Origin of the sequence: Nocardia sp. NPDC005745 (assembly GCF_040630775.1) — a bacterium.
In the GTDB taxonomy this organism is placed as follows: domain Bacteria; phylum Actinomycetota; class Actinomycetes; order Mycobacteriales; family Mycobacteriaceae; genus Nocardia.
Window position 1 is genome coordinate 43,484 of record NZ_JBEXYF010000022.1, and the last position, 17,684, is coordinate 61,167.

The following is a 17,684-nucleotide window of genomic DNA, read 5'->3' on the forward strand; positions in this document are numbered from 1 at the left end:
GAAAGCGGCGCGGATGACAGGGCGAACCCACGTGTTGCCCGAGCGGGTGCGTGTGCCGTAGACGGGGGTGCCGAGGTTCGATGCCCTTGGCGGACCGAAGGTTTCGAGATGGTGGCACCGGTGACCATCACGCGGTGACGCGGGCGCGATCGCTCCACCGACGGCGGCACTGTCGAATCGACCGGCCCGCGAGGACCTTCCGGTGCCGATACATCGAGGCTCGCTCGGTGTCGACGGCGGTTCGGGGCGTGGCGATGCGAGGAACGGCCTGCGCACGCATGCGTTGGGGTGTCGGCCACCGATTCGGTGGAAACTCGACGTCCGACCATGTTCGTCACCCGCTCGGTGCCGGTGAGGAAACCGGAGGGTGTGCGGTCGGGCCCGCGGGGTGCCTACCAGGGCTTCGCCCGGGTCGGAGGTCCCGGGCAGCCGCGCGGCGGACGAACGTCGATCAGGAGGCGGAGGCTCCGGTCTGCCGGATCGCGTCGAGAACCTCGCCGTAGGTCATCGTCGTCGAGTTCACCAGCGCGCGCTCCGACGACACGTCGATGTCGACGGAGTCGATGCCGTTGACGCCGCGCAGCGCCGATTCGATCGCCGACGCGGACTCGCGCGTAACGTTGTGCAGGGTAACTGTGTACGTCATGCGAATCGCATTGACCGATTCGATCCGCTCAAACTTTCCTTTTTGTCGCGTTTGACTGCCGGGGGCCCGGGAATAGCGGAGTTGTCAAACGACTCGACGCAACAGGGATTGCCATGATCATCATTATCGGGCTCATCGCCTTGATCGCGGCCGTGATCGTCGGCGTTGCCGCCGTAGTGGGCAACACCGGCTCCGCTCAGCAACTGACGAGCGATTTCGCGGTATTCGACTATCACTTCCACGGTTCCACCGGAGCACTGTTCGGTTACGGAGTGACCCTCGGTGCGATCGGGATGTTCGGACTGGCCCTCGTGCTGACCGGCGCCTGGCGGGTGACCCGTCGCGGCGTGGTGGCGCGTCGTGAACTCGCGAAGTCTCGCCGCGAGATGGCGGCGGTGCGGCGTGATCTGACGGCGGACACTTCCGCACCGGCGGCGCGGGCTCCTCAGCAGGAGCCGGCCTGGCGGCGGTGGCTGCACACCCCCCGTTCGGGTACTGCCCGGACCGATCGCGGCGCGACGGTCTCGACTTCGAAACCTGTGACCGCGAAGTAATTGAGAAGAAAAGGAATACGACAATGATCATTCTCGGCCTCATCCTCTTGGTCCTGGGCTGGCTGCTCGGAATTTCGCTGCTCACCACCGCGGGCATCATCGTGCTGATCATCGGGCTCGTGCTGCTGGTGGCCGGCTCGGTGGGCCGTCCGGTGGGTGGCCGCCGCTGGTATTACTAGGGATTGCTCATGAAGTTCGAAGATCGCCTCGCGCACCAAGTGCAAGCGACCAGGGGCAGCGTGAAGAAATTCCTCGGCCGAGCGACCGGCAACCCCCGGCTGGAGGCCGAGGGACGGCGTGAGCAGGGCCGCGGCAACGTCAAGCGCGCCGCGGACAAACTGCGGGACGCTTTCAAGCGCTGACCGCGCACCGCCCGTGCCGGGCGAAGGCCATCGGCCTTCGCCCGGCATCGGCGTGTCCGGAGCAGTGCCCGCGTTCGAGTCAGATGCCGGCGACGTCGGTGAGCTGGCCGATGCCGTAGGTGACGGCCATGGCCAGCGCGCCGCCGAGCACCACCCGGATCACCGCCCGGCCACGGGAGCTACCACCCAGCCGGGCGCTGACCGAGCCGGTGAGCGCGAGCGCGGCGAGCACGGCCCCGAACGTCACCGGGATGCGGGCGGTAACCGGCGGTAGCAAGATGGCCAGCAACGGCAGCAGCGCGCCGAGCGTGAATGCCACCGCCGAGGAGAACGCCGCCTGCCACGGATTGGTCAGTTCCGCGGGATTCAACCCCAGTTCGGCCTCCGCGTGCGCGGTGAACGCGTCGTGCGCGGTGAGTTCTTCGGCGACCTTGCGCGCCGTTTCGGGCGTCAGGCCCTTGGCCCGGTAGATTCCGGTGAGTTCGGCCAGCTCGTAGTCCGGTTCGTCGCGCAATTCCCTGCGTTCTTTCGCCAGCAGAGCCCGCTCCGAATCGCGCTGGGTGCTGACCGAGACGTATTCGCCCACCGCCATCGAGATCGCCCCCGCCGAAAGACCCGCGATGCCCGCGGTGAACAGGGCCTGGGTATCGGTGGTCGCCGCCGCGACGCCGACGACAAGTCCCGCCGTGGACACGATGCCGTCGTTCGCGCCGAGCACCCCCGCGCGCAGCCAGTTGAGCTTGGATGCGAAGCCGTTGCCGTGCGGTTCGTGCGGATGTGCGCCGGAAGCGCCGGTCGTGCGGTCCATGAAGACGCACCTTAATCACCCCGCGACGCGCGGGCGGGAACCACGACCCGGGCGCGGCTACGTGCGGGGCGGGCGGGGAACCGCGAGCGGATGCGGAAGCATCGTGCGGTGGATGACCTGGAGGATCAGCAGGAACAGCACCGAAAGCCCCGCGGTGGCGAAATCCCCCGCCAGCACCGCGAGTACGGCGAACGCGCCGAATACCGGGAGCTCCAGCACCGCGCACCAGCGCAGGATCCGCAGCCGCCTGGCGTTGGCGCTCAGCCGCTGCACACCGTCATCGATGATGGTCAGCGCCGTCTCGTAGCGCACCATGCCGTCGCCGACCTGGACGAACATGTGCACCGCCTGGTCGCGGCTGAGTTCGCCGAGCCAGGCCCGGTCGATCAGCCGCTTGCCCTCCTCGGCGACCTCCTTGATAACCGCGTCCATGCGGCCCCCTTCCCAGTCGATCGGAGAGTCTAGCGGCCGAATCACGCCTTCCCAGCGGCGATTCGAGCGGGTGACGCCGTGCGGGCCGCTGCCGCACCCTCAGACGGCTACGAGGACCGCTCGATCTCCGAACGGTCGTCACGAATGCCGAGCCACGCGAAGTCCCGTGCCCGGGTGATCGCGACCAGCTTCTGGCGCTCGGCCGACTGGGCTCGTTCGCGGCTCGCGCCCGTTCGGGGCCCCGCGCCACCGGACCAACTCGGATGGAAGACGGCCGCGAAGTCGAGCCCCTTGGCGCGGTGCACCGTGCCGACCTTGACCGCGGGGTGCGGCATCCCGTCGTGGTCCTCCAAGGGCAGCGTCGCGATGCCGACGGCGTCGAGCGCCCCGGCGAGCCGGGCGGCCTCCTGCCGCGTCCGGGTGAGTACCGCGATGTCGGACAACGGTTTCCCGCATTCGCGTATGCCGTCGACCAGCGCCGACTCCAGGTAGTGATCCGGTCCGCGCCAGATGCGCACCACGCCGTCGGGCAGGGTGACGTCGGCGTCGCGCAGCAGCACGCCGGGCGCGTCGTCGAAATCGCCGAGCTCGTTCACCGCATCGATCCCGGCGGCGTTCTCCCAGACGCGACGGCGGTTGCGGTAGTTGACCCGCAGGACCTCGCCGCGCCCGCGCAGGTCGATGCCCGCGTCGGCCATGCGCCAGCCCCCGGCGTACACCTGCTGCTGGCCGTCGCCGAGCAGCAGCAGGGGGCTCGACCCGTTGCCGCCCGCGATGGCGTGGGCCAGCCGCAGCCCGGCCAGCGTCATGTCCTGCACTTCGTCGACGACGACCGCGTCGTAGGGTTCGGGCAGCGGTTCGTTGCGGATCTCGGCCAGGGCGATGGCGATGACGTCGCTGTAATCGGAGATCCCTCGTTCGCGCATCTCGCTCACGTACGGGACGTAGAGCTCGTGCCACACCTCGGCACGCCGGTCGTCGTCGAGACGAATGCCGTTGCGTCCGTGGCGCTCCGCGCGCTGATAGACGTCGAGATCGTCTATTTCACGGCCCTTGATGACCCGGTCGATCTCCTCGCGCCAATAGCTTCCGTGCGGCTCGATGTCCTCGAAGACGGCTCTCGCCTGTTCCCAGACCCGGCCGAACACCCGGTCGGCTCCCCGCGGGTCGAGCTTCGGCGCCGCGATCCGCTCCCTGAGGAAATCCATGGCCCAGGAATGCAGGCCGGCGAACTGGACGCGCTCCTCGGTTCCCGGCGCGAGTCGCCGGAAATAGGTCTCCTGGCAGTTCGCGAGCGTCTTGACGAACGTCGTGTACAGCTGACGACCGGTGGACCGCTTCGCCTGCCTGGCCATGCGGTGCAGCGCGACCACCGTCTTGCCGGTGCCCGCGGGACCGGCGATCCGGGCGGGGCCGGTGTAGGTGCGCGAGACCAGCACCTCCTGTTCGGGATCCAGGAAGGTCATCCAGCGCTGGAACGGCATCTCCAGGGCCGCATCGCGCTGCGGCGACAGCACTTCCGACCGATCGAGCAGGGCCGGATCCGGCGCGGCCGGCGTCATGTCCTCGATCTCGAGCAGGTCGTAGGCCCGGGCCGACTGGTGGGCGACGGTGTTCGCGATGGCCTGTACCCGGGTGGGCCGCAACTGCCGGTGGCGTGCGCGGATCACCCGATCGAGCGCACCCGGCCCGGCGACGGCGAACCGGCCGTCCCCGCGCCGCCGGATCTCGCCGGGTACGAGCAGAACGATCTGCGCGTCATGGGCGACGATCTTCTCGCGCCCGAACTGCAGTTTGCCGAACGTCGCTTCGACATGGCGGCGGATGCCGTCGATTTCGGCGGGGACGTCCTCGGCGAATCGAAACGCGAAAAGCCCTGTGCGGCAGATCAGCAGCGCGTGGGCATGGTCGGCGGGCACCGGATCCCGGTGGACGAGAAGGTACCGTCCCGGCTCGGCCAGCGCCTCGGCGAAGAACGTCCGCTGGTGCGATGTGTAGCCGGGGACGCGGGTCAGCGCATCGGTGACAAGCGAAAGCCAGGTGTTCATGGAGTCCCCCTTCCGGTGCACACCTACCCCGTCTTCGACGGTAAAGACACGGCGTCGAGGAGGGAATGGGCCGAGAGCTTTCGGGGGCAACCGTTATCGAAACGGACGGATCGGACGCCGGAATGTTGTCGCCGCGTCACCCGAATGTGTTGTGCGGCCGAGTTCTTGCCTGCGCGCCGGTGCGGCGCACGGCGCTGGGCGTTGTGCCCCACCATCTTCGGGCGCATCGGGTGAACGTCGCCTGCTCGGACAACCCGATCAGCGAGGCCACCTGACTCATCGGCATGTCCGTCGTGGTCAGATACCGTCGCGCCGCGTCCCTGCGAACCTCGTCCAGGATCGCGGCGAACGAGGTGTGCTCGGCGGCGAGACGTCGTTGCAGGGTGCGCGGGTGCACCATGAGAAGCCGTGCCACCGCGCCGATCTCGGGTGCGGCGGTGCCGAGCAATTGCTGCACCGCGGCGCGTACCTGCGGGGCGAACGCCGCCGCGTCGCCGGACTGCGCGGCCAGGAACGCCATGGCCAGCCGGTGCAGGTTCTCGTCACCGCCGGTGAGCGGCCTGCTCGCCAGGCTGCTCGGCACCCGCAGCGCCGCGAACGGCCGCTCGACCCGCACCGGCGCGCCGAAGAACTCCTCGTAACCGGCGACCGCCGCTGCCGGGCGATAGGGCAGCTCGACCGAGCGCAGTCCGTAGCGGTCGTCCAGCAAGCGCTGAATGGTGCGATGCACGAATGCCAGCCCGAGGTCGGTGCCCTGGACGGGTGTGGGAAGTCCGGGCCGCATGCCGTAGCGCAGCGCGATCACGCCGCGATCGCCATACGGGTCGGGCTCCAGCGTCAAGCTGAGCGACCGCGCGTGCAGGAACAGGTATCGCGACGAACACTCGAGCACGTCGGCCAGCGACGCCGAATTGCGGATGGCCAGCGCCAGCGGGCCGAGCATGTCCAGGTCCTGCCGATGGGAGATCCGCAAGCCGAGGTCGGGACAGCGCAGCTGGTGCGCGGCCAGTTCCAGCACCGCCGCGACGGACTCGTCGGGGACGAGCAGGTCGTCGGCGTCCAGGGCGGCCACCGGCAGGCCGCACGCCGTGGCCAGTGCCTCGGCGTCACCACCCAGCTCGGCGACAGTCGCGCGAAATCCGCGCAACCCCGCGGAGCGAATCACCGACATGTCGTCGAGGATCAAATACTTGTCGCGCAAAGTCAAGAAAGCGGCCGCGCTCGGCTCGCACACTGGAGACATGACCGAAGCCGCCGCAGCACCGGACCACCTCGATGTCGTGATCGTCGGCGCCGGACTATCCGGCATCGGCGCGGCCTACCGGCTGCAGACCGAGTGCCGGGGCAAGACCTACGCCATCCTGGAGGCTCGCGACACCCTGGGCGGCACCTGGGACCTGTTCAAATACCCGGGCATCCGATCGGACTCGGACATGTTCACCCTCGGCTACCCGTTCAAGCCGTGGCGTGACGCCAAGTCGATCGCCGACGGCCCGTCGATCCTGCGCTACATCACCGAGACCGCGACCGAGCACGGCATCGACCGGCACATCCGCTACCGCACCAAGGTGATCGCCGCCGACTGGGACAGCGGCGCCGCGCGCTGGACGCTGACCCTCGAGCAGCGCGACGAGTCGGGCGCCACCGAGACGCGCACGCTCACCTGTGGCTTCCTCTACGCCTGCGCCGGGTACTACGACTACGAGCGGCCCTACGCGCCGGAGTTCCCCGGCATCTCGTCGTTCGCGGGCGAAGTGGTGCACCCGCAGTTCTGGCCCGAGGACTTCGACTATCGCGGCAAGCGCGTCGTGGTGATCGGCAGCGGCGCCACCGCGGTCACGCTGGTCCCGGCCATGGCGGAGCAAGCGCAACTGGTGACGATGCTGCAACGGTCGCCGACCTGGATCAGCGCCGTTCCGGGCCGGGACAAAGTGGCCGACAAGATCCGCGAGCTGCTGCCGCCGCGCCCTGCGCATCGCCTGATCCGAACCAAGAACATCCTGTTCGGCATCGGCTTCTACCAGTACTGCCGGCGCCGTCCGGAAGCGGCGCGCAAGCTGCTCACCGGCCTCACCACCCGCATCCTGAAGGACGACCAGGCCGTCGCCGAGCACTTCACACCCAGCTACAACCCCTGGGACCAGCGGCTGTGCGCCGTCCCGGACGCGGACTTCTTCAAGGCGATGAAGAAGGGCAAGGCCGAGGTCGTCACCGACCACATCGACACGTTCGTGCCGGAGGGCATCCGTCTGAAGTCCGGCCGGGTGCTCGAGGCGGACGTCGTGATCACCGCTACCGGGCTGCAACTGCTGGCCTTCGGCGGCATCACGCCCAGCGTCGACGGGGCGCGGGTCGAGTTGTCCGACCAGTTCGTCTGGCAGGGGACCATGCTCACCGGCGTCCCCAACTTCGCCGTGTGCATCGGATACACCAACGCTTCGTGGACGCTGCGCGCCGATCTCACCTCTCGGTTGATCTGCAAAGTGCTCAATCACATGGACCGCAAGGGTTACGCCGCCGTGGTGCCCGAGCCGCGGAGCGAACTCGGCGAACACCCGCTGCTGGATCTGGCTTCCGGCTACATCCAGCGCTCCATCGGCGACTTCCCCCGCCAAGGCGACCGTCATCCGTGGAAGGTGCGGCAGAACTACCTGCTCGACTCGGCGACCACCCTGCGCACGGACTTGGACAAGACGCTCACCGGCACGCCGAAATCGGCGGTCCGGCCACCGGTGCCCGTTTCCTAGCTCGGTGGAGGTGACCTATTCCGCGCCGAGGCGAGCTATTCCGCGCCGAGGCGACCTATAGCGTGCGGAGGACGACGATGCCCGGGGTGGACCGCACGTACTCGGTGAAGGGCGAGTCCACCACTTTGTCGTTGCCCGCGAGCGAGGACGCGTTACGGAAGACCGGCCCCGCGTCGGTCATGACGAAGATGCCGACGTGGGTGACGTCCAGGCCCGGCTGGTCGGTGTAGGCGCCGATGTAGTCGCCGGTGCGCAGCCCGTTCACGACGCTCTGGTCGACGGCCGCGCCGGGAATGTAGGTGATCGCGCGATCGACCACGGGGAGCCCGGGAAGGTAGTTGCCGCCGTCGGCTTTCGCGTTGAGGTGCTTGGTGACGGTCACCGCCGCGGGGCTCACCGCCGCCGTGACGTCGGTGGCCGCGACTCCGGTGGTGTGCGCCCAGTCGGTGAAGAAGTGTTTGCGCTGCCGGAAATCGACTCGGCCATCGGCGTAACGCGTCTCGATCAGGTTCCTGGTGAACTGGTCGCGGTCGGCGGATCTGCTGAGCGCCTCGACGTAGTCGAGGTAGGTGAAGCAGTCCACCCTGCGGAAGTCGATGACCAGTTGTTCGGGCTGGGTAGCCGACCCGACCAGCATGTTCGCGCCGTAGGGCGTGCCGAGGAACGGACGCGACAGCAGCTCGATCAGCTCCGCCTTGCTCGCCGAAGCGGGTGCCTGGGCGCGCAACGACAGCACTTCGTCGAGCTTGCGCGCGGTGAGATCGTCGAGCCGAGCGGCGTCCGGGGCGGCGAGCGCGGGCGGTGCCGACACCGCGGCGCAGACGAGGGCCGCGAGAACGAGCAGTACACGAGCGATGGTGCGCAAGACGCCTCCAGCAGCGGTGATCAGCCGATCGGGACACAACAGCGACCCCCACGGTAGCCCGGCGGCGGGCGCGCGGGGGGCGTCATCGCCTAGCGCCGTCCAAACACCCTTCCTGATGGACTGAACGCCGGGCCGCGTCGCAGCGACCCGAACGTCCAACCGAAAGGGATATCCGACATGACGAGAATCGTTCGAGCCACCCTCGCTCTCGGCGGTCTGCTCGCCGCGGGTGCGCTGCTGGTTCCGGCGACCGCCTCCGCTCAGCCGCGCCCCGGCGGACTGCTCGAAACGACGTGCAGCTTCGCCCAGCTCGACGCCGCCGTCCACGCCCAGTTCCCCGATCTCGCCGCCCGGCTCGACGCGCATCCCGACCGCAAGGCGAAGTTGCAGGAGTTCCTGAGTCTCCCGGTGGAGCAGCGCAAGCAGCGCGCCGAGGAGTTCCTGGACAAGCACCCGGAGGCCAAGGGCAGGTTCGAGGAGCGCCGCGACTCGCCGCAGGCGCAGGAGCACCGCGACAAGATGCGCGTCCTCGCCGAGACCTGCCACAACTACTGAGCCCGGACGGGCGAGGTGTCGGACTCGCCCGTACCCCTCGGGTAGCCGCCGCGCTGGGGCCGCGTCGACGTCGACGCGACCTCGGGCGGGGCGTCATCCCTGGGCGCGCGGGAATTCGACGGTGACCGCGAGACCGCCGTCCGGACGCGCCGCCGCACGGACCGTGCCTCCGTGGGCCTGCGCGACGGAGCGCACGATCGACAGGCCGAGCCCGGCGCCGCGTGCGCCGGAATCGGCCAAGCGTTCGGTGGTGGAGAGTCGGCGGAACGGTTCGAAGAGGCTCTCGACCTCGAAAGCGGGGACCGGCGCACCGCTGTTCTCCACGGTGAGCACGGCGCGGTCGCCGATCGCTCGGGACCGGATCGCCACCCAGCCGTGCTCGGGGAGGTTGTAGCGCAGTGCGTTGTCCAGCAGATTGAGCACGAGGCGTTCCAGCAGCAGCGGATCTCCGAGCACAGTCGCGGATTCGAGGTCGGCGGAGATCTCGGCCCCCGGCCCCGCGGCGCATGTTCCGACCGCGTCGGCGGCGATGTCGGCGACATCGATGCGACGGTGCTCGGTCAGCCGCTGTTCGCTGGTGGCCAGCACCAGAAGGCCGTCGATGAGCCGTTCGTGCCAGGGGTTGACCTCCAGCAGCGTGGCGCCGAGCCGGCGGGTGGACTCGGGAACGCCGGGGTCTTCCAACGCCACCTCGATCAGCGTCCGGTTGATGGTCAGCGGTGTGCGCAGCTCGTGGGAGGCGTTCGCCACGAACCGGCGCTGTCCGTCGAAGGCCCGGTCCAGGCGCTCGAGCATCGCGTCGAACGTGTCGGCCAGATCCTTGATCTCGTCCTGCGGACCGTCGAGGGCGATGCGCTCGTGCAGGCTGGTGTCGGCGACCCGCCGCGCGGTCGCGGTGATGCGCTGCAAGGGATGCAGGGCGCGTCCGGCCAGCAACCAGCCGAATCCGCCCGCCGCGATCCCCACCGCGCCGAGCGATACCAGCGACCAGACCAGCATGGCGCGCAATGTGTCCCGCCGATTCCGCTGGGCCTGCTCGGTCAGCGCTTTGAACAACTCCGTGGAGACCGGCGCCCGGTTCCGCTCGGCCCGTTCGAGCAGATACTCCCGTACCACCTGCTGCGCGCCGCCACCGGGCCGTCGCTCCAGCGACTGGTTCAGGTAGAAGTACATCAACGCGATGAGTACCGCACCGGCCAGGAAGAACGCCGTCGCGTACAGCAGGGTGAGCCGCAGCCGGATCGTGCGCCCGCTCATCGGACCCGGTACCCCACGCCGGGCTCGGTCTCGATCACCCGCGGCTCGCCCAGCTTCCGCCGCACGTTCATGATCGTGTACCGCACGACGCCGGTGAACGGGTCGATGTGCTCGTCCCAGGCCTTCTCCAGCAGTTGCTCGGCCGAGACCACGCCGCCGTCCGCGCGCAGCAGCTCGGCCAGCACCGCGAATTCCTTGCGCGACAGCGTGACCGGTTCGCCGTTCCTGGTGACGGAGAACCGGTGCGGGTCGAGCCGGATGCCGGAGCGTTCCAGCACCGGGGGAGCGGCGCTGCGCGCCCGGCGCCCGAGGGCCTGGATACGGGCGACCAGTTCGGCGAACGCGAACGGTTTCGTCAGGTAGTCGTCGGCGCCCAGTCCCAGACCCGCTACCCGTTCGGCCACGGCACTCGCTGCTGTGAGCATCAGGATCCGGGCCGAGCCGCCGGACGCGGTGAGCGTGCAGCACACCGCGTCACCGGAGACGCCGGGTAGATCCCGATCGAGTACTACCACGTCGTAGTCGTTGACGCCGGTACGCTCCAGCGCCGCCGCGCCGTCGTACACCACGTCGACCGCCATGGCATGTCGGCGCAGCCCGTCGGCGATCGCGTCGGCCAGCAATGTCTCGTCCTCGACAACAAGCACCCGCACCCCGTCATCGTGCCCCCTGCCGCTGTTGGTTGGCCGTTAGTTCGGCCCGGGGCCGCCGTCCTGGGTAGGCTCGCGACGACCCGGCGCACCCGACTCCGCAGGAGAGACAAGTCATGGCAGGCGACTGGAACACCCAGATCATCGAAGAATTCCGCGCCAACCAGGGCAAGGTCGGCGGCCCCTTCGAGGGCCGGGAGCTGTTGCTGCTCACCAGCATCGGCGCCAAATCCGGTCTTCCGCGCACCAATCCGCTCGCGTTCATCCGCGACGGCGACGACATCGTGGTAATCGCCTCCAAAGCGGGCGCTGCGACCAATCCGGACTGGTTTCACAACGTGCGCGTCAATCCGACGGTCACCCTCGAGATCGGCACCGAAACGCTCGAGGCGACGGCGACTCCGATCACCGAAGGGCCGGAGCGCGATCGCCTCTACGCCGCGATGGTCGAGGTGATGCCCGGCTTCGCCGAATACCAGGAGAAGACCGACCGGGTGATTCCGGTCGTCAAGCTGACGCCGCGCTGAGCGGAGAGGTCAGCCTGCCGTGATCCCGGTGATCAGCGTTTGATCGGTTCCGGTCCGGGTGGTGATGAACTGGGTGAAGGTGTTCGGCTCTTCGTCCGGGAACTGTTGTGTCAACCGGACTTGCCACCGCGCTTGGCCGTCCGGGCCGTCCCCGGCCCGGGAGATCTCGACACAGTAGCGGGTGCCCGCAGGCACCTGGTTGATGCCGCGCTGGATCTGATCGGCGGGCGAGACCGCCGCGTCGGGGGCGACCACCGCGCGGGCCCGGTACCCGGACCGTTCGGCGTAATAGGCGTACTCGAAGGCGAAGATCGCGTCGGGGCCGTTGCCGGTGCCGCCCGGATCGGTGCCGGAAATGACGTCGGCGGTGCGCTTCTGCTCACATCCCAGCGTGGCGATCGCCCACGGGGGCTTGACGCGTGAGGTGGATACCGAGGTGGTCGGCGCGGGCCCGGCCGCGCGCGGTGGCGGCGTCGCCGCCACTTTGCGCGAATTCGCGTCGGACCCGTAGATCATGGCCAGGCCGATGGAGACGGTGGCGACCACGATGCCGAGCACGATCAAGACCGTCAGTGAGCGGTTGCCGCGCTGTTGATCGGTGCGCCGAGGATGGCGCACCGGGGTGCCGGGATGGATGCCGGAGCGATTGACGATCCCGGGCGTCGTGACGGGGCCGTCCTCGGACTCGACCGGCTGCGGCTCCGCGGGCGCGGGGCGCTGCTGCGCGGCCACCGGTTGCGGCACTCGCGCGGCCGGTGGCGCGGGTTCGAGCCATTGCTCCCACTCGCCGAGGCGCGGACGGACACTCTGCCGTTCCGGAGGGCGCGGCGGTTCCGCGGCCTCGTACTCCGGCTCCCGTCGACGAATCTGCTTGCGGCGTCCGGGTGAACGCCGTCGCTTCGACGGCTTGCTCGCGGGAATGCGCAGCATCGGCAGACCCGTGTCGAACGGATTGGCCTGGCCCGCTTCCTGACTGGGATGTTCCCGGTCAGGGGGTGTCATCGTCGAATTCGCCCAGCACCGGTACGACCGCTGTCACAGCGGACGGGATGGTCACGCCGAGCTGTCCGTCGCGCGGCTTGTGCTCGTGGTCCTCGCCGCCCGGCGGCGGAGCGGGCGGCAGCACCATGCCGCCGGTCGGGCCGGGATGAACGGGGCGGTCCGGGTTGCCCGCAGGCGTCGGCGGCGTGGCGTCGCTCGGCGGTGCGACCGCGGGCGCCGGCTTGCTTTCCGGCTTCGGCACGTCCGCCCGCGCGGCGGGCGCGGAGTTGCCGGGCGGGATCACCGAACCGGGCCCGGTCGACGGCTTGTGCTCCTGCGACCCGCCGAAGTCGAACAGCTTCGAGGAATTCTTCGAGTCGTCGCCATTCGTGCCGGAGGTACCGGAGTTGGTGGTCGAACCCGGGTTGATCAGCTCCGGGATCGCCTTGTCCGCGGCGGCCGCGACGGTGTCGATGCCGTGGATGCCGACTTCGGCGATCTTGTCGATGATGTGCGTGCCGATGTCGACGCCCGCGTTGATGGCCGTGGTGCCGAGGTCCACCCCCGCGGAGATCAGCTGCTGCTGCAATTGGAGCTGCGCGGCCATGGCCGGATCCATGGGCGTCGTGGTGGCGGTCGTCGTGGTGCCGGGCGTGGTGGTGCCGGGCGTGGTGGCGCCGGGTACGACCTGCCCGGAGTTGCCGGGGTAGACGGCCTGTCCCTGTCCGTGGGAGACGCCGGACGGTGCGGTGACCGTGAGCGGTCCCATCTCGTCGAGTCTCCTGGTGTGGTCGTCCATTTCGGTGCGCGCGGCCGTCACGGTGGTGAGCGCGTCGCGCAGCGCCTGGGTGGCGCGCGCGATGACCGCGTCGGTCTCCGGCGCGGAGGTCGAGTTGTCCAGGATCTCCCGTGCGTCGCGCCGGAAGTCGGCGATGATCTGGTCGACCTGCCGCGCCGCCCGCCCCGAGGTGGCATGCGCGTCGGCGAGGACGGACAGGTAGGCGGGTCCCCGATCGGAGATGTCCCCGATCTGGGTCTGCGTCGTGCGCATCGCGGGCACCGCGCTGTCGGCGGCGCGGGAGGTCCAGGTGGACTCCAGCGCGTGCAGGCCTTCGCGGTGCGGGCCCTCGGTGTCCGCCACCTGGGTGGAGGCGGCCGAGAGCGCCCCGGTCGCGGCCGCGCTCGGCACGCCGACGCCGGTGCCGAGTGAGGAGCGCAGCGTCAGCAGCGGGCGGACCAGCGCGGCCACGATCGGCGGGTCGGCCCCCGGTTCGGTGCTCGACGGCCGGGCGGTATCGGCGGCGGGCTGGGTGGTGTGCGCCCGTTTCCGCAGTCCCATAAGGCTTCTCATGCCAGTGCCTCCCCGGAACGGGTGATCGCGCCCGCCGTTTCGGCGTCGACCTCCTGCGCGTTCTCGCTGTAACCGCGCAGGACCCGGCCGTAGGCGCCGACCAGTTGTCCGGCGGTCGACAGCGCTTCCGCGTGTTCGGATACGGCCGCCGAGAAGCGCGCCGCGAATTCCGCGCCCACGAGGCCGAGATCGGCGGCCAGCCGGTCGGGATCCACCGCGCCGGAGGCGACCGTGGCCGCCGACGCCAATTGTTTCGACACCGCGTCCGCAATCGCGGTGTAGGCGGCCATCGCCGCCGGGTCGAGCTTGAGCGTGTCCACTGTTCCCCTCCCGGATCCCAGTCTGTCGCTACCGCGCCATGATTCACCGCCAAGGGTACTGTGCCGGAGCGCTGTCATGCGCCCGATCCCCGGTGGTCCGTTTCGGATAGCTGCCACCCTTCCGCGTGTCCGGCGCGCGGTGCGGCGCGAGCGCGATCCCGCCGCGTCCGCGGGCATGGTCCATGGCGTCGGCCGACGTCCCTGTTCACGCCCTTCGGCTCACCGGCCGCATCGGCGTCCACCTGAGCGAACGCGCGCGTGTCGAGATTGTTATTCGGAACAACAAATTAGCTGTTGTGCGCTCCGTCACAGTCCAATATGTTGCTGGGAACAACATTCGTTCCACTCCGACCGGCCGGGACCTCGTCCCGGCCGGTGATGAAAGGCCCACTCATGCGCAAGGGCATGTTCAGCGCTGCCGCGTTGTCGTTCGCGCTCCTGGCCGCCACGCTCACCGCGTGCGGCGACGATTCCGCGAATTCCGGCGGTAAAACGCAGATCGGCGTGATCCTCCCGGACAGCAAGACCTCCGCCCGTTGGGAGACGGCGGACCGCAAGTACCTACAGCAGGCGTTCGAGGACGCGGGCGTCCAGGCCGATATCCAGAACGCCCAGGGCGACAAGAACGCCTTCCAGACCATCGCCGACCAGATGATCACCAACGGCGCCACGGTCCTGGTGATGACCAACCTGGACAGCGGCACCGGCAAAGCGGTGATCCAGAAGGCGAAGTCGCAGGGCGTCACCGTGATCGACTACGACCGGCTCACTCTCGGCGGCGGCGCCCAGTACTACGTCTCCTTCGACAACGTGAAGGTCGGCAGCCTGCTCGGCGAGGGCGTCGCGCAGTGCCTGACCGATCGCAACGCGGTGCGTCCGGTGGTCGCGTACCTCAACGGCGGACCGACCGACAACAACGCCACGCTGTTGAAGACCGGGTACGACGGAGTGCTGAAGGCCCGGTTCGACGCGGGCCAGTACGTCAAGGGGCCCGATCAGGCCGTCCCGGAATGGGACAACACCAAGGCGGGCACCATCTTCGAACAGATGCTCACCGGTCGGCCGGACATCGGGGGCGTTGTCGCGGCCAACGACGGTTTGGCCAACGCCGCGATCGCGGTGCTGAAGAAGCAGAAGCTCAACGGGCAGGTGCCGGTCAGCGGGCAGGACGCCACGGTCCAGGGCCTGCAGAACGTCCTGGCGGGCGACCAGTGCATGACCGTCTACAAGGCGATCCAGAAGGAGGCCGAGGCGACCGCCGAACTCGCGGTGGCCCTGGTGAAGGGGGAGCAGGGCAGCACCAACGGCGCGGTGCGCGACCCCGAGTCGAATGCCGACGTGCCGTCGGTGCTGCTGGAGCCCAAGCCGATCTACCCGCGCGACGTCAAGGACGTGGTCGCCGACGGCTACGTCACCAAGGCCGAGCTGTGCACCGGCGAGTTCGCGAAAGTCTGCGCGGACAACGGGATCTGATATCGCACGCCCCTTCCGCGGTTCGATGAGGGGATTGCGGAAGGGGCTCCATCCTTCGGAGGAGCTACCCAATGTCCGAACTGCCGGTCATCGAATTACGCGGAGTAGAGAAAAGCTTCGGTCCCGTCCACGTCCTACACGAAGTCGCCTTCAGCGCCTATCCCGGGGAGGTGACCGCTCTCGTCGGCGACAACGGGGCGGGCAAGTCCACGCTGGTCAAATGCATCGGCGGCACCCATCCGATCGACGCGGGCGAATTCCTCTTCGATGGCGCGCCGGTGCAGGTGCACAGCCCGCGCGACGCGGCGGCGCTCGGCATCGAGATCGTCTACCAGGATCTCGCGCTCTGCGACAACCTGGACATCGTCCAGAACATGTTTCTCGGCCGGGAACGCAGGCGCGGTCTCGTGCTCGACGAATACGCGATGGAGGAACTCGCCGGGAAGACGCTGGCGAGCCTGTCGGTGCGCACCGTCAAATCGGTCCGGCAGCAGGTCGCCAGCCTGTCCGGCGGACAGCGCCAGACGGTGGCCATCGCGAAAGCCGTGCTGTGGAACAGCAAGGTGGTGATCCTCGACGAGCCGACGGCCGCGCTGGGCGTCGCACAGACCCAGCAGGTGCTCGAGCTGGTGCGCAGGCTCGCCGACCAGGGGCTCGCGGTGGTGCTCATCTCGCACAACATGAACGACGTCTTCGCGGTGTCCGACCGGATCGCCGCGCTCTACCTCGGCCGGATGGCCGCCCAGGTACGGACCTCCGACGTGACGCACGCGCAGGTCGTCGAATTGATCACGGCAGGACGCAGCGGAGCGCTCGGCCTCGAGGCGAGCGGAGCGACCCGATGACCGCGGTGACCACCGAGCGGCGACCGGCGGCGGCGCCGGTGACCGACCTGATGAGCGGCTACGTCGGCCGGGTGCGCGGCGGCGACATGGGGGCGTTGCCCTCGGTGATCGCACTCGTCGTGCTCTCGGCCGTCTTCTGGGCGGCGCGCCCGGTCTTCATGTCCGAGGCCAACTTCGCCAATCTGTTCACGCAGGGTGCGGCGATCGCGGTGATCGCGATGGGGCTGATCTTCGTGCTGCTGCTCGGCGAGATCGATTTGTCGGCCGGGTTCACCAGCGGTGTGTGCGCCGCCGTGCTCGCCGTGCTGCTCACCGACAAAGGATGGCCGTGGTACGCGGCGGTGCTGGTGTCGCTGCTCACCGGCGTGGTGATCGGGCTCGTGATCGGCACGGTCGTGGTGAAGATCGGGATCCCGTCGTTCGTGGTGACGCTGGCGGCGTTCCTCGCGTTGCAGGGCGTGGCGCTGAAGATCATGGACAACGGTCGCAACATCTCCATCCGCGACGAGACGATCGTCGCGATCGCGAACAAGAACGTGCCGCCGGCGATCGGCTGGGCGTTGTACGCGGTGCTGGTCGCCGGATTCGCGCTCGTGCAGTACCGGAAATTGCGGGCGCGCACGAAACTCGGGCTCACCGGCACGACGGCGCGGGCGGTCGTGGTGCGCGTCGTGCTGCTGGCGATCGTGGCGGGCGCGGCGGTGCTGGTGCTCAACGGCGAGCGCAGCCGCAACCCCGCGCTGCATTCGCTGGCGGGGATGCCCATCGTCGTGCCGCTGATCGTGGCGCTGTTGCTGCTGTGGACGTTCGTGCTGGACCGCACCGCTTTCGGCAGGCACATCTACGCCGTCGGCGGCAATGCCGAGGCCGCCCGGCGCGCGGGCATCGCCGTGGATCGCGTGAAGATCACCGCCTTCGTGCTGTGTTCGACCATGGCGGCGGTCGGCGGACTGATCGCGGCGTCGCGCGCGAACTCCGTCGACCCGAACACCGGCGGCAGCGACGTGCTGCTCACGGCGGTCGGCGCGGCGGTGATCGGCGGCACCAGCCTGTTCGGCGGCCGCGGGCGGATGCTGGACGCCGTGCTGGGCGCCGCGGTGGTCGCGGTGATCAACAACGGCATGGGGCTGATGGGCTACAGCGCGGGCACGAAATTCGTTGTGACAGGATTCGTGCTGCTCTTGGCGGCCGGAGTGGACGCCCTGTCCCGTAGGCGTGCGCTCCTACAGCGATGAACCCCCCAGCCCCGTGACGAAAGCCCGG

General features: G+C 69.2%; 20 protein-coding genes. 9 read left to right on the forward strand and 11 right to left on the reverse strand.

Annotation, left to right across the window (positions count from 1 at the left end; all coding sequences use genetic code 11):
- Positions 1–451 precede the first annotated feature (451 nt).
- Positions 452–646 (reverse strand): heavy-metal-associated domain-containing protein, encoded by a 195-nt coding sequence (locus tag ABZ420_RS22940; protein ID WP_062971665.1) that lies wholly within the window; start codon positions 644–646, stop codon positions 452–454.
- 113 nt (positions 647–759) lie between these two features.
- On the opposite strand from ABZ420_RS22940, the gene ABZ420_RS22945 reads away from it, so the two are divergent.
- From ABZ420_RS22945 to ABZ420_RS22955, 3 genes are read left to right on the forward strand one after another with little or no spacing between them, the layout of a single operon-like run.
- Entirely contained in the window at positions 760–1,200 is a 441-nt protein-coding gene (locus tag ABZ420_RS22945; RefSeq protein ID WP_062971663.1) for a hypothetical protein, read from the forward strand.
- A 23-nt stretch (positions 1,201–1,223) separates the two neighbouring features.
- Positions 1,224–1,379: a DUF6131 family protein gene (locus ABZ420_RS22950; RefSeq protein ID WP_085994835.1), complete on the forward strand. Its 156-nt coding sequence runs from the start codon at positions 1,224–1,226 to the stop codon at positions 1,377–1,379.
- A 9-nt stretch (positions 1,380–1,388) separates the two neighbouring features.
- The gene (locus ABZ420_RS22955) at positions 1,389–1,562 is read left to right on the forward strand and encodes a CsbD family protein (protein ID WP_083863269.1); all 174 of its coding nucleotides are present in this window, start codon (positions 1,389–1,391) and stop codon (positions 1,560–1,562) included.
- Positions 1,563–1,641: 79 nt separating this feature from the next.
- On the opposite strand, the gene ABZ420_RS22960 is transcribed toward ABZ420_RS22955, so the two are convergent.
- From ABZ420_RS22960 to ABZ420_RS22975, 4 genes are all read right to left on the reverse strand, one after another.
- A complete protein-coding gene (locus ABZ420_RS22960) occupies positions 1,642–2,370 on the reverse strand; it encodes a VIT family protein (RefSeq protein WP_357126099.1) in 729 nt (242 codons plus the stop codon).
- A 57-nt stretch (positions 2,371–2,427) separates the two neighbouring features.
- Positions 2,428–2,802, reverse strand: a complete 375-nt coding sequence (locus ABZ420_RS22965) for a hypothetical protein (protein WP_357126102.1) — start codon at positions 2,800–2,802, stop codon at positions 2,428–2,430.
- Between the two features lie 107 nt (positions 2,803–2,909).
- On the reverse strand, positions 2,910–4,850 hold the full coding sequence (locus ABZ420_RS22970; protein ID WP_357126105.1) for a UvrD-helicase domain-containing protein: 1,941 nt from the start codon (positions 4,848–4,850) through the stop codon (positions 2,910–2,912).
- Between the two features lie 136 nt (positions 4,851–4,986).
- Complete coding sequence (locus ABZ420_RS22975) at positions 4,987–6,021, reverse strand: AraC family transcriptional regulator (RefSeq protein ID WP_357126108.1); 1,035 nt, start codon at positions 6,019–6,021, stop codon at positions 4,987–4,989.
- 70 nt (positions 6,022–6,091) lie between these two features.
- Between ABZ420_RS22975 and ABZ420_RS22980 the strand changes: the two genes are divergently transcribed.
- Positions 6,092–7,597, forward strand: coding sequence for an NAD(P)/FAD-dependent oxidoreductase (locus ABZ420_RS22980; protein ID WP_357126111.1), 1,506 nt, complete (start codon positions 6,092–6,094; stop codon positions 7,595–7,597).
- Between the two features lie 55 nt (positions 7,598–7,652).
- Here the strand turns inward: ABZ420_RS22980 and ABZ420_RS22985 are convergent, their stop codons facing one another.
- Positions 7,653–8,462: a DUF1460 domain-containing protein gene (locus ABZ420_RS22985; protein WP_357126114.1), complete on the reverse strand. Its 810-nt coding sequence runs from the start codon at positions 8,460–8,462 to the stop codon at positions 7,653–7,655.
- A gap of 177 nt (positions 8,463–8,639) precedes the next feature.
- On the opposite strand from ABZ420_RS22985, the gene ABZ420_RS22990 reads away from it, so the two are divergent.
- Positions 8,640–9,017, forward strand: a complete 378-nt coding sequence (locus tag ABZ420_RS22990; protein ID WP_357126117.1) for a hemophore-related protein — start codon at positions 8,640–8,642, stop codon at positions 9,015–9,017.
- A 93-nt stretch (positions 9,018–9,110) separates the two neighbouring features.
- On the opposite strand, the gene ABZ420_RS22995 is transcribed toward ABZ420_RS22990, so the two are convergent.
- Positions 9,111–10,274, reverse strand: a complete 1,164-nt coding sequence (locus tag ABZ420_RS22995; protein WP_357126120.1) for a HAMP domain-containing sensor histidine kinase — start codon at positions 10,272–10,274, stop codon at positions 9,111–9,113.
- Positions 10,271–10,927, reverse strand: coding sequence for a response regulator transcription factor (locus ABZ420_RS23000; protein ID WP_357126123.1), 657 nt, complete (start codon positions 10,925–10,927; stop codon positions 10,271–10,273). The genes ABZ420_RS22995 and ABZ420_RS23000 overlap by 4 nt, the downstream gene beginning before the upstream one ends.
- A gap of 113 nt (positions 10,928–11,040) precedes the next feature.
- Between ABZ420_RS23000 and ABZ420_RS23005 the strand changes: the two genes are divergently transcribed.
- Positions 11,041–11,451 carry a nitroreductase family deazaflavin-dependent oxidoreductase gene (locus tag ABZ420_RS23005; RefSeq protein ID WP_357126125.1) on the forward strand — a complete coding sequence of 137 codons (411 nt, stop codon included), beginning with the start codon at positions 11,041–11,043 and terminating at the stop codon, positions 11,449–11,451.
- Positions 11,452–11,460: 9 nt separating this feature from the next.
- On the opposite strand, the gene ABZ420_RS23010 is transcribed toward ABZ420_RS23005, so the two are convergent.
- From ABZ420_RS23010 to ABZ420_RS23020, 3 genes are read right to left on the reverse strand one after another with little or no spacing between them, the layout of a single operon-like run.
- Positions 11,461–12,453, reverse strand: coding sequence for a hypothetical protein (locus ABZ420_RS23010; RefSeq protein WP_357126128.1), 993 nt, complete (start codon positions 12,451–12,453; stop codon positions 11,461–11,463).
- Complete coding sequence (locus ABZ420_RS23015; protein ID WP_357126131.1) at positions 12,440–13,783, reverse strand: hypothetical protein; 1,344 nt, start codon at positions 13,781–13,783, stop codon at positions 12,440–12,442. Before ABZ420_RS23015 ends, ABZ420_RS23010 begins: the two co-directional genes overlap by 14 nt.
- On the reverse strand, positions 13,780–14,103 hold the full coding sequence (locus ABZ420_RS23020) for a hypothetical protein (protein ID WP_040865232.1): 324 nt from the start codon (positions 14,101–14,103) through the stop codon (positions 13,780–13,782). Before ABZ420_RS23020 ends, ABZ420_RS23015 begins: the two co-directional genes overlap by 4 nt.
- A gap of 378 nt (positions 14,104–14,481) precedes the next feature.
- Here ABZ420_RS23020 and ABZ420_RS23025 point away from each other — a divergent pair, with 378 nt between their 5' ends.
- The 3 genes from ABZ420_RS23025 to ABZ420_RS23035 all read left to right on the forward strand — a co-directional run bounded on the left by ABZ420_RS23025 (position 14,482) and on the right by ABZ420_RS23035 (position 17,656).
- Complete coding sequence (locus ABZ420_RS23025) at positions 14,482–15,576, forward strand: substrate-binding domain-containing protein (protein WP_357126134.1); 1,095 nt, start codon at positions 14,482–14,484, stop codon at positions 15,574–15,576.
- Positions 15,577–15,647: 71 nt separating this feature from the next.
- Positions 15,648–16,421: an ATP-binding cassette domain-containing protein gene (locus ABZ420_RS23030; protein WP_281875153.1), complete on the forward strand. Its 774-nt coding sequence runs from the start codon at positions 15,648–15,650 to the stop codon at positions 16,419–16,421.
- Positions 16,418–17,656 carry an ABC transporter permease gene (locus ABZ420_RS23035; RefSeq protein ID WP_357126137.1) on the forward strand — a complete coding sequence of 413 codons (1,239 nt, stop codon included), beginning with the start codon at positions 16,418–16,420 and terminating at the stop codon, positions 17,654–17,656. The genes ABZ420_RS23030 and ABZ420_RS23035 overlap by 4 nt, the downstream gene beginning before the upstream one ends.
- Positions 17,657–17,684: the final 28 nt, after the last annotated feature.